Here is a 14254-nt window from a genome sequence, read left to right on the forward strand (position 1 = left end):
CTGGACCACTTCGAAGGCCGCTCCTGGCTCGGCTGGCACCGCCACGTCACCCTCACCGCGGTGGCCCAAGCCATCTGCACCCAGCTCCGACGCACCCCAAAAGCCCCTGCGCAGGCCTGACCCTCTACGCAGTCCTGCGCGAACTCCAGGCCCTGCTCGCGGTCTGGACAGGTGTCTGCCACACCTGCCGACAACCCGTCCAGACCCGAACCCCACAACAGAAACCCCAGCTCAACAGCACCTAACAAAGCGCTACTAGGTGGCCGGGCAGCATGCCCTCGCCGATCGCGGTCAAGCCGTCCGCGTCCTGCGGCACCGTGGATACCGTCATGATTCCTCCCTAATCTGCGGCTTTGTGATCCGTCGTCGTTCTGCGTCGTCGCGGTCGGACCGGGCGGCCGGCACGCCAAGCTCGATCACCCCGGCGTGTCGCGGGGGATAGGACGAAGATCAGCAGATCGAATCCGGTCATCGCGGCGCCCGCGAGGTTGACGGTGGTGATGGCCATCGGTGGTCGCCGATGGCCATCACTTCATCCGCGGCCCGCAGTGTCCACTGTGGTCGGTTTTCTCGTCGTGCCACCAGCGTGTAGCCATCCGCTGTAGCCGGCTTGGGCGTTTCCGGCGTCTGCCGCATGCGCGGTGACCGCTGGATCCAGCATTTTCGCTATGCCTCCGCGGAGCGGTCCGGCCGGTCGCTGTGCTCACGCAGGAGGTACTACCGCTTGCGCCCGGGTATTTTCCGCGGTGGAAAAACTGGTCTCCCCGGCACCGGTTCAGACCACACCGTTGAGCTCGGCCTCGAGGTGGTGCACCGCCGCCGGGTCGAGGTCTGGATGCATAGCCGCCACGTCGATGACAGTGAGGTACGCCAGCATCGTCCGCCCCGTCGGCGTGTCGAGCCGCGGTAGCAGTGGGAGGATGGCGGCACGGGCCGCCGGGATCTCCAGCAGCTTGCGGATCGGGACCGTGGCGACGATCGCGTCGGCAGCAACGTCCGCGCGGCGCGCCGGCGGACGGGCGGCGGCGTGAACGAGGTCCCGTTGCGCGTCGGCGAGCAGGTGCTCCGCGGTTACGGGTCCGGTCGCCGGCAGCCCGAGCCGCTTGTACTGCTCGGGCGGCGCCTCGGTGTCCCGCATCAGCTTCACGAGCAGCTCGGCCATGCGCAGCTCGAGCGCCGGGTCGCTCAGCGGCGACTGCTGTCCCGGGTCCGTTTCCAGGTCGAACAGCATCGTGCCGAAGGGATACGGGTTCCCGAACGTCCAGCCCGGCACCTTGAGCACCGGCACGCCCTTCGTGAAGCCAAAACCTTCGACGAACTCCGCGCCGCGCAGTTCCGCCGGCGAGAACGGGGCGTGCATGTGAGTCGGCATCAGCGTGTAGTCGAACAACGGCTGATTGTCCGGATGCACCGTGTTGCGCATGTACACGTAGCGGCCGTCGGTGACGTTGACGTGGCCGCCGGCCGAGCCGAACAACACCGCCTCGTGGATCATGTTGTCGTCGGCCAGCACAGACGCGAGCGGCTTGCCCTGCATGTCCGGCGTGGGCTCCAGGCCGAAGAACTCGAGCATGGTCGGACCCAGGTCGATAGTCTGGACCAGACTTTCGCGGGTCTCGCCCGCGGCGGGATGGCGAGGGTCCCAAAGGAACAGTGGTGTGTGGATGTTCTCGTCGTACCACGGTTGCACGCTCTTGCCCCACCAGCCATGCTCCCCCAGCAGGAACCCGTGGTCGGTGCAGACCATGAGCATCGTGTCGTCCCACATTCGGTGCCGGTCCATGAAGTCCAGCACGCGCCCGAGCGAGAAGTCGCACATGGCCAGCAGAGCGAGGTAGCCGTTGCGCGCGTGTTCCGCCTCCGCGGCGCTTTCGACGACCTTCTTGTAGGCGGGCCAGTCGAAGTGCCGGCCTCGGTAGCCGGATTCGAACAGCTCCAGGTACTTGTCGTAGGTGAAGAACGGCTCGTGTGGGTCGAAGCACTCGATCTGCAGCAGCCAGTCGTCCTCGGCGCGGTTCTGCTCGAGGAATTCAAGACCGGCGTCGATGGTGAGCGTCTGGGAATGGAACTCCTCGGTCCGCTGGTACTCGCGATTGACCCAGTTGCGGCGTGTGCGTGGGTTCTTCGCGTTGTTGGTGTCGGGGACCGCCGGATCCGCGACGTGCCCCTTCCAGCCGTCTCCCTCCTGCCCGCGGAAGAACTCGTAGGAGTCGAACCGGTTGTGGTACGTGAGGCCGCCGTCCTCCCAGTAGTGGTAGTGGTCGGTGACCAGATGGGTGTAGACGCCCTCGGCCCGGAGCAGCTCCGGCACCGAGTCGTCGAACGGTTCGAGCGGACCCCACGATCGGTGCAGGAAGTTGTACCGCCCGGTGTGCAGTTCGCGGCGCGCCGGCATGCACGGCATGCTGCCCGCATAGCACCGGGTGAACCGCGCGGTCTGCCGGGCGAGGCGGGTGAAGTTCGGCGTCCGGCCCTCGGTCGAGCCATACGGCTCGAGGAACCGCCGGTTCAAGGTGTCGAACATCAGGACTATCGCTCGCACGGCCGTCACTCCTCAATCTTGTCCGCGGCGCACGGTTTCGGCCGCGATCTTGGTAGATCGATCTCGCACAGGCTGACATGGGCAAAGAGACGCCGTCAACCACCCGGGCCACTACCTTCGGTGACGCAGCTGAACGCTGCGTCCACCGTTGCCGTGCGCTCGATCCGCAGTTATGGTAGATCGATCTACCTAGCTTTCTACCTTTCCGAGGAGTTTGTTTGCCTGAGCAGAAGGCGGACGCGCCGGACGTCGTCCTCATCCACTGCCACGACCTGGGGCGCTGGCTCTCGGTCTACGGGATGTCGCACGTGCCGAGCCCGCACCTGGCCACCTTTGCGGAGAACGCCGTGGTCTTCGACAACGCCCACGCGTCTGCTCCGCTCTGCTCGCCGGCCCGGGCGGCGCTGTTCACTGGGCTGTCCCCGCACTGCAACGGCGTCGAAGGCTTGGCTCACCATGGCTGGCGCTACCGCCATGGCATCGTCACGGCTCCCGAGCGGCTGCGCTCGCTCGGTTACCATTCTGTGCTCATCGGCCTGCAGCACGAGCACACCGACCCGACCGTGCTGGGCTTCGACGAGGTCGACGGCCTCGGATTCCTGCCACGGGCGCACCAGGTGGTGGACGCGGCCGGGGACCGGCTCCGCGCGTGCCCCGCCCGCAGCGACCGCAAGCCCCTCTTCCTGACCGTCGGCATATGGGAGGTACACCGGCCCTGGCCCGCGGAGGACTACACCCCCGCCGATCCGGCGACCGTCGACGTGCCGGACTTCCTGCCCGACAACGAGCACACCCGCGAGGACATCGCGGCCTTCTACGGCTCGATCCGCCAACTGGACGACGCGATGGGCGCGTTGCTGCGCACAATCGACGAGACACTCGACCCCGAGACCACGATGGTGATCTTCACGACCGACCACGGGGCGGCCTTCCCCCGCGCCAAGAGCACGCTCTACGACGCCGGGACCGGCGTGACCCTGCTGGTCCGCCCGCCGCGCTCGTGGTCGGCGCCTCCGCGGCGCGTGACCGACGTAGTGTCCCACCTCGACCTGGTGCCGACCCTGCTCGACGTGGCGGGCGGCTCGCCCGCCGAAGAGCTCGAAGGCGCCAGCCTCGTCCCGTTGCTGCGAGGGTCAGGCGGAGACAGCGAGCGCGTGATCTTCTCCGCCAAGACCTACCATGACGGCTTCGATCCGATGCGAGCCGCCCGCTCCCGTGAATTCACCTACGTCCGCAACTTCCGGCCGGGCCCGTTGCTGACCCTGTCGCTGGACCTCGAGCACAGTCCGACCCGGCGCGGGATGGGCGACGCGCATCTCGCGCCCCGCCCCGAGGAAGAGCTCTACGACCGTCGGAAGGACCCCGACGAGCTGGTGAACGTCGCCGGGCATCCGGCGTACGCCGAGGTGACCGCCCGGTACGCGCGGCTACTGGACCAGTGGATGGTCCAGACCGGCGACCCCATCCTCGCCGGGGGCTCGCCGCCCCCCGGGCCCCGCAGCCGCGAAGTCGACGCGCTGCCGCCACTACCCCACCTCGACCACACAGCGCCGCCCCGCCCCTGACCCCCGAAACCATGAGAGACAAGGACGTACTCGCATGACACCCGTTGTGCCAACCCGTGGCGATCACGGTAACCACCGAGCGCACGCCTCTGCCCCGCTATCGAGGCGGCGGGGCGCTCTCGTCGCGGACCTGACTCGATGCCCTATGCGGCGCCCCGCCGACACGATCGCGGTCGCGCGCAAACTCGCGGAGGGGCCAGCATGACCACCACCGTCGGCTCCCCGCCCCGCGCACCGTGGGGGATCTACCTCATCGGCGCGTTCGCCGAACTGCTCTTCGGCTACGACACCGGCATCATCGGCACCGCGATGCTGTCCATCAAGAAGGAGTTTCCTCTTACGCCGACCACTCAGGGTCTCATCGTGAGCTCCCTGCTGCTGGGAGCGGCGATCGGCGTCGGGGTCGGGGGCCGGCTGGCGGACCGCTATGGCCGCCGCCCGGCCCTGCTGCTCGTCGGTGCCGTCTTCGGCATCGGCGGGCTCGTCGCGGCCGTCGCGCCCTCGGTGGCGATCCTCGTCCTCGGCCGGCTGATCATGGGACTCGGCGTGGGGTCGTCGGCCGTGGTGGTGTCGGTCTACCTGATCGAGATCGCGCCCACGAGGCATCGGGGCAAGATCGGGGCGCTGGGCCAGATGATGGTCGTCCTCGGGATCATGCTCGCATATTTGGTCGGCTACTCGCTGGACTCGTCCGGCCAGTGGCGGCTCATGCTCGGCTTCACACTGATCCCGTCCGTCGCCATCGTGCTCGCCCTGTTCTTCGCCCCCGAAAGCCCCCGCTGGCTGGTCCAGCAAGGTCGCGACGAGACCGCCGTGGCCTCGCTGACCCGGCTGGGACGCGGCGCGACCGCCGGCAGCGAGTTGCGTGAGCTGCGCCGGGTCGTGACGAGCGCGAACCAGAGCCGGCGCAGCACCGGCGACGTGCTGAAGGAGATGTTCTCGCCGGCGCTGCGGCGTAGCACTGGCGCCGGTATCGTACTGGCCGTTCTCGCCCAGACCGTCGGCACGAACTCCATCGTCTACTACGCGCCGACCACCTTGGCACACGCCGGTTTCGGACAGACGGCCGCGGTCACCGCGAACATCAGCATCGGTGTGGCGAACGTGGTCTTTACGCTCCTCGGCATCGCGCTGGTGGACCGGATCCCGCGCCGCCGGCTGCTTCTGTTCGGCGCCGTCGGGATGGCCACGGCACAGTCGTTTCTCGCGATCTACACCCTGCTCCAGTCCGGCCCGTCGGTGGCCGGCGCCTACGCCACCCTGGCCGGCATGATCGTGTTCCTGTCGTCCTTCGCCTTCGCTTGGGGCGTGCTCGTCCGCGTGGTCGTGTCCGAGCTGTTCCCGTCGGCCATCCGCGGCAGCGCCTCGGGGCTCGTGCTCGTCCTGCAATGGTCCGCGAACTTCGTGGTGAACCAGTTCTTCCCGACGATCCTGGAGACCAGTGCGGCGCTGAGCTTCGGCATCTTCGCGGTGGTCGGGATCATCGCGGTGGTCTTCGTCGCGAAGCTGCTGCCCGAGACCGGGGCCGGCAAGAGTCTGGAAGACGTCGAGCAGGCGGCTGTTCAGCTCGCCAAGTGATGCGGAGTCCCGCCGGTGGACCGGCGCACCACCAGCTCGGGCTTGACCAGCACGACCTCCGGGTCGGACGACGGGCTGGTCAGCTGCCGGAGGAGCACCTCCGCCGCATGCCGCCCCAGCTCTCTCGGGCGCGCCGAGATGCTGGTGAGCGGCGGCTCCCACAGGGCGGCTTCGGCGACGTCATCGAAGCCGACCACGAGCGGGTCCGGGACACCGCGGTCGCGCAGCGTGCGGTACACACCGAACGCCACCACGTCGCTGTGGCAGACGATTCCATCCGGGATCTCGCTCAGCTGGTTCGCCAGTTCCATTCCCCCGCGGCCGCTGGTCTCACCGGGAAGGTCGACCACCTCGGCCTTCCCGGCTGCGGCTGCGCGCACCCCCCGCACCCGGTCGCGGCGGGCGGTCGCGCCTGCCGGGCCACCGAGGTAAGCCAGCGTCCGGCAGCCCCGTTCGATCAAGTGTCTTGCGGCCAGTTCCCCGCCGCAGGTGTCGTCCGGCCCGACGTAGTGCGTCGTGCGGTCCTCCAGATAACGGGTGGCCAGCAGGTAGGTCACGCCCCAGGCTTCCAACTTGTCGATCAGGGAGGCGCCGGTGCCCTGGGTGGGCACCACGACCAGTCCGGCGACTTGGTGCTCGCGCAGCGCGGTGAGCAGGTGCTCCTGCCGACGCGGATCGTCGAGCGTGTTGGCGAGCAGGGAGACGAACCCGCGCGTGTCCAGCTCGGTTTCGAGACCGAGGGTCATCTCCGCGAAGAACGGGTTGGTGATGTCGGTGACCAGCACGCCGACCACGTCGGTCCGCTGGGTGCGCAGCGCGGCGGCACCACGGTGGTACACGTACCCGAGCTCGTCCATCGTGTCGAACACCCGCCGGCGCGTCGCATCCGATACCCGGCCCGCGCCACGTAGCACCAGGGACGCCGTCGCCCGGGAAACACCCGCGCGCGCCGCGACGTCCTTGAGCGTGATCCGTAAACCCACGGCCCCAGATTAGCGGGCAACCGCCGATCCGGGTGCCGTTCACCTGGGCTCGCGGCACAGGTGAGCAGCCCGCGCAGCCGGACGTCGGTGGAGCGTGAGAGCCGGTGCGGTTGCCCGAGGCTCAGGCCGACCTCGGCGACGTGGCCGACTCCGGTGACGCCGCGTCGCGACGTGCGAGACCTGCTGATCAGCGACTAGGCGGTGTTTCAATGTTGTGACCAGCGTAGATATGAAGGGGTGGGCGATGTTGCCACGCCGTCGAGTGCGGGATCAACCGCCTCAAGCGCAACCGAGCCGTGGTAACTCGATACGACAAGCTGCCGGTTCGCTACGAATCCACGATCCAGATCGCCGCGATCAACGAGTGGCTACGCTTTTAAAACACCGCCTAGGAGGAACGTCATGCCCGACTGCTGTCCCCCGTCTCGTTCCCTCTCACAAGCCAACGCTGGGCAATCCAGCGCTGTCCAGGAGGCAGGTCCGGCTCGCACCGCCGGCACCGAGGGGCTCGTCGTGCTGCCCGGCGGGACCTTTCGGATGGGGACCGACGACAAGGACGGGTTTCCCGAGGACCACGAGGGCCCGGTGCGTGCGGTGACGGTCGAGCCGTTCGCGATCGACCCCTACTGCGTCTCGAACGCGCGGTTCGCGGAGTTCGTGGACGCGACGGGATACCGGACAGAGTCGGAGCGGTTCGGGTGGACCTACGTGTTCGCCAAATTCGTGCCTGCCGAGTTGCGGAAGCGTTCGCCCCGGCCGGAACAGGCACCGTGGTGGTGTGGCGTGGCCGGGGCGTACTGGCGCGAGCCGGAAGGGCCGGGCAGCACGCTGGATGGCAGAGGGGACCACCCGGTGGTGCACGTGTCATGGAACGACGCGATGGCCTACTGCACGTGGGCGGGGCGGCGGTTGCCGACGGAGGCCGAGTGGGAGTACGCCGCGCGAGGAGGTCTGGACCAAGCTCGCTACCCGTGGGGTGACGAGCTAACACCGGACGGGGAGCATCGCTGCAACATCTGGCAGGGCCGTTTCCCGGTACACAACACCGAGGAAGACGGCTACGTCGATACCGCGCCGGTGGATGCGTTCAAGCCGAACGGGTTCGGCCTGTACAACATGTCGGGCAACGTGTGGGAGTGGTGCGCCGACTGGTTCGACCCAGCGCGAGCGAGCCGGTCGATGCGGGGCGGCTCGTACCTGTGCCATGACTCGTACTGCAACCGCTACCGCGTCGCCGCCCGTACCGCCAATACGCCCGACAGCGCCAGCGGCAACCTCGGTTTCCGCACCGCGGCGGACTGCTGAGCACGGGTGGCTGGGCGAAGGACGTTGGACGTCCTTCCGTGCTACCTCTGACCGTGGGCGGCGACGCGGTCAACGGCCGCGATCCGCTGCCGGACCTCGTCGAAGTGCTGGCGGACCGCTCGCCGGATTGCGGCGTCGTCGCAGGAGCTAATGGCGCTGACGATCCTCTCGTGCTTGACCACCAGGGAATCCGAGCGGGTGCCGATCAGCGATTCCGTCTGCCGGTAGACGTCCCAGAAGAGCCGCGTCAGTTCGAGTGCGAGTTCGTTGCCGGCCGCCTGGCAGATGCGCTCGTGGAACCGCCCGTCCGCGGCGGTCGCCCTCGCCGGGTCCCGCATCTGCTCGACGCATTCGGCCAGATCCTCGAGCAACGCGGTGTCGCCGGTGACCTTCCTGGCCAGTTCGGTTTCCAGGATCTCGCGCACCTCGAGCAGGTCCTGGAGGCCGCGCAGATCGTCCCGTGAACGTGCCCGGGTGCGGAAGAGCAAGGACGGGCTCAGCGCCGTCATGCTCGCGTCGCCGACGAAGGTCCCGTAGCCGTGGCGGATCTCGACTATGCCCAGCGCCTGCAGGGTGCGCAGGGCCTCCCGCACCGAGTTGCGAGCCGCGTCGAACTCCGCCATCAGGCGCGATTCGGGCGGCAGTGGGTCGCCGGCGCACAGCTGGCGCTGGTCGATCAGCTCGATGATGGCGTCAACGAGTTGCTGGCTGCGTGTGGTCCGCACTCTTGCCCTCGCTTCGGTGTGCAGGCTAGCGTACCGGCACATCCTAGGACGTCCAACGTCCTAGGATGTTGAACAGTGTTCCTCGAAGAAGAAGTGAGCATGGACACGACGCCGCACCGCGTTCCCTGGTATCGGCAGGTCGGCCCGGGCCAGTGGAAGGCGTTCGGCGCCGCCTGGGTCGGCTACCTGCTCGACGGTTTCGACTTCGTGATCATCACACTGGTCCTGACCGAGATCCGCACCGAGTTCCAGCTGTCGCTGACCACGGCGGCCACGCTTGTCTCGGCCGCGTTCGTGTCCCGCTGGTTCGGCGGGCTCGCGCTCGGCGCCTTCGGCGACCGGTTCGGCAGGCGGCCGGCGATGATCCTCAGCATCGTGTGCTACGCGATCGGCACCGGGCTGTGCGGGTTCGCCTGGAACTACTGGTCGCTGTTCGTCTTCCGCGCCATCGTCGGCATCGGGATGGCCGGCGAGTACGGCTCCAGCAGCACTTACGTGATGGAGAGCTGGCCGGCCACCCTGCGCAACCGCGCCAGCGGCTTCCTGTTGTCGGCCTACCCGGTCGGCACCATCCTCGCCGCCCGTGCCTACGACCTGATTGTGCCGAGTCTGGGCTGGCGCTGGTTGTTCTGGATCGGCATTCTGCCGGTCGTCGTGGCGCTGTGGCTGCGCAAGGCGCTGCCCGAGGCCAAGGACTGGACCGAGCAGGTCGGCCGCCGGGGCGCCGGCGCCACCAGCGCGACCGTGCTGCTGAACCGGAAACGGACCGGCGCGAACGTGGTGATCACGCTTGCGCTCGCGGCTTGCCTGGTGCTGATCTTCTCGGGCCACGCCGGTCCGCTCTATCCCCTCTACATCGTCATCTGCGTGCTCGGGTTCGTCGCGTTCGCGACGCAGGTCAGCGGCCGGTCGTGGCCGATGGTGGTGGCACTGATGGCGACGGTCTTCTGCGCCTTCCTCTACTCGTGGCCGATCCAGTCGCTGCTGCCGACCTACCTCAAGACCGAACTGCACTACACCGCGGGTCAGGTTGCCAATGCCCTCACCTGGGCCGGACTCGGCTACGCGGCCGGCTCGTGCCTCGCCGGGATCTTGGGCGACCGGTTCGGCACCAGGACGACCTACGTAGGAGGACTGGCGCTGTCGCTGGTGTTCGTCTTTCCCGCGTTCGCGCTCGGCTCGGGCAGCATCGTCGCCGTCTGGGTGTTGCTCTTCGCTTTGCAGGCAACGAGTTCCGGGATCTCTGGCCTGCTGCCGAAGTACATCGGCGACCATTTCCCCGTTCGGCTGCGCGCGGCAAGCCTTGGCTTCACCTACAACGTGGGAGCACTGGGTGGTGCCGTCGCGCCACTGGCTGGGGCGCAGGTGGCCGCGCACATCGGTCTCGGCCCGGCCCTGATCTGGCTGGCGGGCGGGCTGACCCTGCTCACCGCGCTCCTGGTCGGCTTCAACGTCCCGGCGCGGCTTCGCCGGCGCGAACCGCGCACGGAGACCGTCGCCCCGAGCACCTCTTGAACGCTCTGTCCACACGGGATTCCTCGGTCCACTTGCGATCGTCGTTGGCGCCACACACACTGCAGGCAGGTGAGGAGATGGTCGATCATGGTCGCGCGAGCGGTCCGGGACCTTCCCGACGCGCTTCGTGACGGCGCGCGGCTGGCCGAACGCCTGGCCGGGCGGCGCCCGGCGATATTCCTCGACTACGACGGGGTGCTCGCCCCGATCGTCGAGCGGCCGGAAGACGCCACGATCTCGGGCACCATGCGACGCGCGGTGCAGGCCCTCGCCCGGCGCTACCCGGTATGCGTGGTCAGCGGGCGCGACCGCCGGGTGGTGCAGGAGTTCCTGGGCCTCGACGACCTGGTGATCGCCGGCAGTCACGGCTTCGACATCTGGAACCCGGCCCAGGACACGGTCGAGCCGGCCGGGGACGATTCCGAAGCGCTCATCGAGGAGGTCACCGCCCGGTTGCGGACCGAGGCCGGCTCGATATCGGGGGTACGGATCGAACCCAAGAAACTGTCGGTGGCCTTGCACTACCGGCTGGCCGAGGAGGATCAGTACGAGCGGATCGCGAACCTGGTCGAGGAGATCCTCGCCGAGTGGCCAGGCCGGCTGAAGGTGACCCCGGGCAAGAAGGTCTACGAACTGCAGCCGAACATCGACTGGGACAAGGGCAAGGCGGTCCTGCACCTGCTCCACACCCTCGGCCTGGATGCCGGCGACGTGGTCCCGCTCTATCTCGGCGACGACATCACCGACGAGGATGCGTTCCGGGCGCTGGACGGCGTCGGCGGTGTCGGCATCTTCGTCGGTCGCCCAGACGACCCGGAGGTGGACGATCGCCTCACGGCGGCGGAGTTCGGCCTGCCCTCCCCGGCCGAAGTGGAACGGTTACTGTCCAAACTGGCCGGAGGACGGTCCCCCCGGAACTGACCACGAGATGGTTACGAACCGGTACGGTCGGTCAATGACGGCTGACGAGGTGCACGCGGGGCCTGGAGTGCACAACGCGATGTCCGGCGCCGCGCAGTCGGTGGTGCAGGCTGGGTCGATCGGATCGGTGGTGTTCGCCTTCGGGCGCCAAGGGGCTGAGCCGGTGACCCCCTACCAGTTGCCCTGGCCGCCGAGTTCCTTCGTCGGTCGAGAGGGCGAGTTGGCCGCACTCGACCTGGCCCTTGCCGATACCGGTTCCGCGAGCCTGTGGGTCGTCTCGGGGACCGCGGGTGTCGGTAAGACCGCCCTCGTGCTGCACTGGGCACACCGGGCGGCGAATCGTTTTCCGGACGGCATCCTGTATGCGAACCTTCGTGGTTTCGCCGACAGCACACCCCGGGCGGAGCCGGGGGAGGTGCTGGACACCTTTCTGGAGGCGCTGGGGCGCTCGGCCGAGCCCCGGGCGGTGGACAGCGTCGAGGCACGGGCCGCGGAATTCCGGTCCGCCCTGCATGGCCGGCGTATGCTCATCGTGCTGGACGATGTCGCCACCGCCCACCAGGTTCGTCCGCTGCTCCCCGGTGCCACGACCGTCGCGGTGGTGGTGACCAGCAGGAACTCGCTGCCGGGGCTGAGGGTGCGGGAGGGTGGCAAGTTGGTGAGCCTGTCGCCACTTTCGCCGGACGAGGCGGTCGCGTTGCTCGCGCGGATTGTCGATGACGGCCGGGTATCCGGCGACACGGCAAGCGCGGCCGAGTTGGTGTCCTTGTGTGACAGTCTTCCATTGCCGCTGCTTGTCGCGGCGCAACGCCTTGTCTCGATGTCCCATCTGTCCATTGCGGACCTGGTGGAGGAGTTGCGCGACGAGCGTGACCGGCTTGACCTCCTGCAGACCGACGAGACCGCGACCACTGTGCGCGCGGTTTTTTCGATGTCCTACCGAGCCCTGGACCCCGAAGCGTCCCGGGTCTTCCGCCTGATGGGCCTGCAGCACGGTGGCGACATCGGCTTCGACGCCATCGCGGCTCTCACCGGTCTCCGGCGAGCACGGCTCCGTAACGCGCTCGAAAGCCTTGGTCACGCGAGCCTTGTCGAGATGACTGGCCCAGGCCGGTACCGCCTGCACGATCTGCTCCGCCTGTTCGCGCGTGAATGTGCCGACGCCGAAGAGACCGCCGGGAACCGGACGCAGGCGGTACGAGCGATGCTGGACTACTACCTCGGGCAGGCGCTCGCCGCCGGCCGGCGGTTGGCTCCGCATCGCCGGCTGCTCCCGCAGCCCGTGCCCGGCGGCGGTGTCGACTTCGACGACCGGGAATCCGCGTTCACGTGGTGCGCGCTCGAACAGGCCAACCTGGTCGCCGAGGTGCGGTACGCGGCCGGCGCGGGGGAGGAGGCGATCGCCTGGCAACTGGCCGCGGCGATGGGCGCGTATTTCCACCAGCGTAAGCCGTGGTCGGCGTGGATCGAGACCCACGAGACCGGCCTGCGTGCCGCGCAGGAGATCGGCGACAACGCGGGAATGGCGACGCTGCTGGGGAACCTGGCGATCGCGTATCGGGAGTTGCGCAGGCGCGACGAGGCCGAAGCGTGTTTTCGCGACGCGCTGGCACTCTGGGAGCAGGAAGGTGACCTTACGGTCAGGCTGTGGTCTGCACCGGCTACGGCCATGCTTGCCGTGAATGGAAAAGGCTCGATGAGGGACTCGACTACTCACAGCGGAGCCTGAACGCGTGGCGGCAACTCGGAGATCAGCACGGTGAAGCGATCGCACACAACAGCCTGAGCGGTGTCCACCGCGACCGTGGTGAGGTTGCGACCGCGCTCCACCACTGTGAGGTCGCGGTCGCGATGTTCGGAGAGATCGGTGACCGGCATGCTCATGCGTGGGCGTTGCACAATCTCGCCAACGCCCGCCGTGACCGCGGTGACCTCGAGGAATCCCTGAAGCTGCACCGTGAGGCCCTGCAAGCGCGGGAGGATCTCGGTGATCGCTACGGTCAGGCCTTCACGCACGAGGCCATGGCCGAGACCTACCGCCGTCTCGGCCGGCCCGGCGAGCAACGAACTGCCGCCGAGCATGCGCTGGCCATCTTCGACGACCTCGGAGATCCCCGTGGCGAGGATCTTCGTGCCCTGATCGACGGCAGATCGTAGCGGCGGTTGCGCGGCGGTACTCGTCGACGTATATTCGTTTACGGGTAATAGGAGGTGTGGGTGGTGGTCCGGAAGCGGAAGGTCGACAACCTGCTGGCGCTGGCGGTGCTGGCCACGGTGTACGGGCGGCCGATGCACCGCTACGAAATGGCCTCGGTCATGCGGGCCCGCGGCAAGGACCAGGACATGAACATCAAGTGGGGCTCGCTCTACACGGTCGTGCAGAACATGGAGAAACACGGCCTGCTCGAGGCCACCGAGAAGACCCGGCAGGGCGCACGCCCCGAACGCACGATCTACCGGATCACCGAGGCGGGCAAGCAGGAACTCGTCGACTGGACGCGAGAGCTGGTCTCCACGGTCCACCCGGAGCACCCCAGGTTCGCCGCCGGCCTGTCGGTGCTCGTCGCGCTGCCGCCGGACGAGGTGACCGTCCTGCTCCGAACTCGGCTAAGTGACCTGCAAGAGTCGATCGACGCCCGGCGGGCGCGCCTCGCCGAGGAGAGCCAAGAGGTTCCGCGGCTGTTCCTGGTCGAGAACGAGTACGAGCTGGCGATGCTTCAGGCCGAGGCGGCGTGGGTGAAGTCCCTGCTCGACGAGCTGACCTCCGGCAGCCACCCGGACCTGGCCGCATGGCGGTCCTGGCACGAGACCGGCGTACCACCAGCGGGAATGGAGGAACTGGCGGAAAGGGGATCCACACCGGACTAGTGCCTCGTCAAGCAACGTTGATCATGTAATTGGGTTCTCGGATGGGTGAGTTGATCGCGAAGTGGCGTTTCGGTCGAGCACGTGCGTTGCGCCAGCGGACGTAGTCAGCAATGGCCGCGTTCTGCTCGGCGTGGCTGCGGTGGTCGGTGCCGTTGAGCGCGAAGTAGCGCAGCGCGGTGAACTCGCATTCGATCCAGTTCAGCCACGAGGCGTTGGTCGGCAAGTACACCAGCTCGATGTTGTTGGCGGCGC

At 68.1% G+C, this 14254-nt stretch carries 11 protein-coding genes and 1 pseudogene; 8 read left to right on the top strand and 4 right to left on the bottom strand.

All coding sequences use genetic code 11. The features are described 5' to 3' along the window. Nucleotides 1-775 precede the first annotated feature (775 nt). Entirely contained in the window at nucleotides 776-2542 is a 1767-nt protein-coding gene (locus A3CU_RS0134275) for a sulfatase (protein ID WP_027946037.1), read from the bottom strand. A 218-nt stretch (nucleotides 2543-2760) separates the two neighbouring features. On the opposite strand from A3CU_RS0134275, the gene A3CU_RS48185 reads away from it, so the two are divergent. Beyond that, nucleotides 2761-4107: a sulfatase family protein gene (locus tag A3CU_RS48185; RefSeq protein ID WP_052372680.1), complete on the top strand. Its 1347-nt coding sequence runs from the start codon at nucleotides 2761-2763 to the stop codon at nucleotides 4105-4107. A gap of 201 nt (nucleotides 4108-4308) precedes the next feature. Next, the gene (locus A3CU_RS48190) at nucleotides 4309-5685 is read left to right on the top strand and encodes a sugar porter family MFS transporter (protein ID WP_052372682.1); all 1377 of its coding nucleotides are present in this window, start codon (nucleotides 4309-4311) and stop codon (nucleotides 5683-5685) included. On the opposite strand, the gene A3CU_RS0134290 is transcribed toward A3CU_RS48190, so the two are convergent. Next, nucleotides 5670-6668: a LacI family DNA-binding transcriptional regulator gene (locus tag A3CU_RS0134290; RefSeq protein WP_027946038.1), complete on the bottom strand. Its 999-nt coding sequence runs from the start codon at nucleotides 6666-6668 to the stop codon at nucleotides 5670-5672. The two genes, A3CU_RS48190 and A3CU_RS0134290, sit on opposite strands and share 16 nt — an antisense overlap. Before the next feature lie 402 nt (nucleotides 6669-7070). Here A3CU_RS0134290 and A3CU_RS0134300 point away from each other — a divergent pair, with 402 nt between their 5' ends. Beyond that, nucleotides 7071-7973 (top strand): formylglycine-generating enzyme family protein, encoded by a 903-nt coding sequence (locus A3CU_RS0134300; RefSeq protein WP_027946040.1) that lies wholly within the window; start codon nucleotides 7071-7073, stop codon nucleotides 7971-7973. A 41-nt stretch (nucleotides 7974-8014) separates the two neighbouring features. Here the strand turns inward: A3CU_RS0134300 and A3CU_RS0134305 are convergent, their stop codons facing one another. Further along, complete coding sequence (locus A3CU_RS0134305) at nucleotides 8015-8698, bottom strand: FadR/GntR family transcriptional regulator (protein WP_027946041.1); 684 nt, start codon at nucleotides 8696-8698, stop codon at nucleotides 8015-8017. Between the two features lie 99 nt (nucleotides 8699-8797). Between A3CU_RS0134305 and A3CU_RS0134310 the strand changes: the two genes are divergently transcribed. The 5 genes from A3CU_RS0134310 to A3CU_RS0134335 all read left to right on the top strand — a co-directional run bounded on the left by A3CU_RS0134310 (nucleotide 8798) and on the right by A3CU_RS0134335 (nucleotide 14002). Next, nucleotides 8798-10213, top strand: a complete 1416-nt coding sequence (locus A3CU_RS0134310) for a sialate:H+ symport family MFS transporter (RefSeq protein ID WP_027946042.1) — start codon at nucleotides 8798-8800, stop codon at nucleotides 10211-10213. 87 nt (nucleotides 10214-10300) lie between these two features. Then, complete coding sequence (gene otsB, locus A3CU_RS0134315) at nucleotides 10301-11134, top strand: trehalose-phosphatase (protein WP_027946043.1); 834 nt, start codon at nucleotides 10301-10303, stop codon at nucleotides 11132-11134. Nucleotides 11135-11168: 34 nt separating this feature from the next. Next, nucleotides 11169-12863, top strand: a complete 1695-nt coding sequence (locus A3CU_RS0134320; protein ID WP_084144107.1) for an ATP-binding protein — start codon at nucleotides 11169-11171, stop codon at nucleotides 12861-12863. Next, the gene (locus A3CU_RS55885; protein ID WP_425388302.1) at nucleotides 12782-13291 is read left to right on the top strand and encodes a tetratricopeptide repeat protein; all 510 of its coding nucleotides are present in this window, start codon (nucleotides 12782-12784) and stop codon (nucleotides 13289-13291) included. Before A3CU_RS0134320 ends, A3CU_RS55885 begins: the two co-directional genes overlap by 82 nt. 60 nt (nucleotides 13292-13351) lie before the next feature. Further along, entirely contained in the window at nucleotides 13352-14002 is a 651-nt protein-coding gene (locus tag A3CU_RS0134335) for a PadR family transcriptional regulator (RefSeq protein ID WP_342668949.1), read from the top strand. Nucleotides 14003-14009: 7 nt separating this feature from the next. Here the strand turns inward: A3CU_RS0134335 and A3CU_RS0134340 are convergent. Continuing rightward, nucleotides 14010-14254: pseudogene (locus A3CU_RS0134340) on the bottom strand (IS630 family transposase); the annotation flags it as partial.

This window comes from Amycolatopsis taiwanensis DSM 45107 (assembly GCF_000519205.1).
In the GTDB taxonomy this organism is placed as follows: Bacteria; Actinomycetota; Actinomycetes; order Mycobacteriales; family Pseudonocardiaceae; genus Amycolatopsis_E; species Amycolatopsis_E taiwanensis.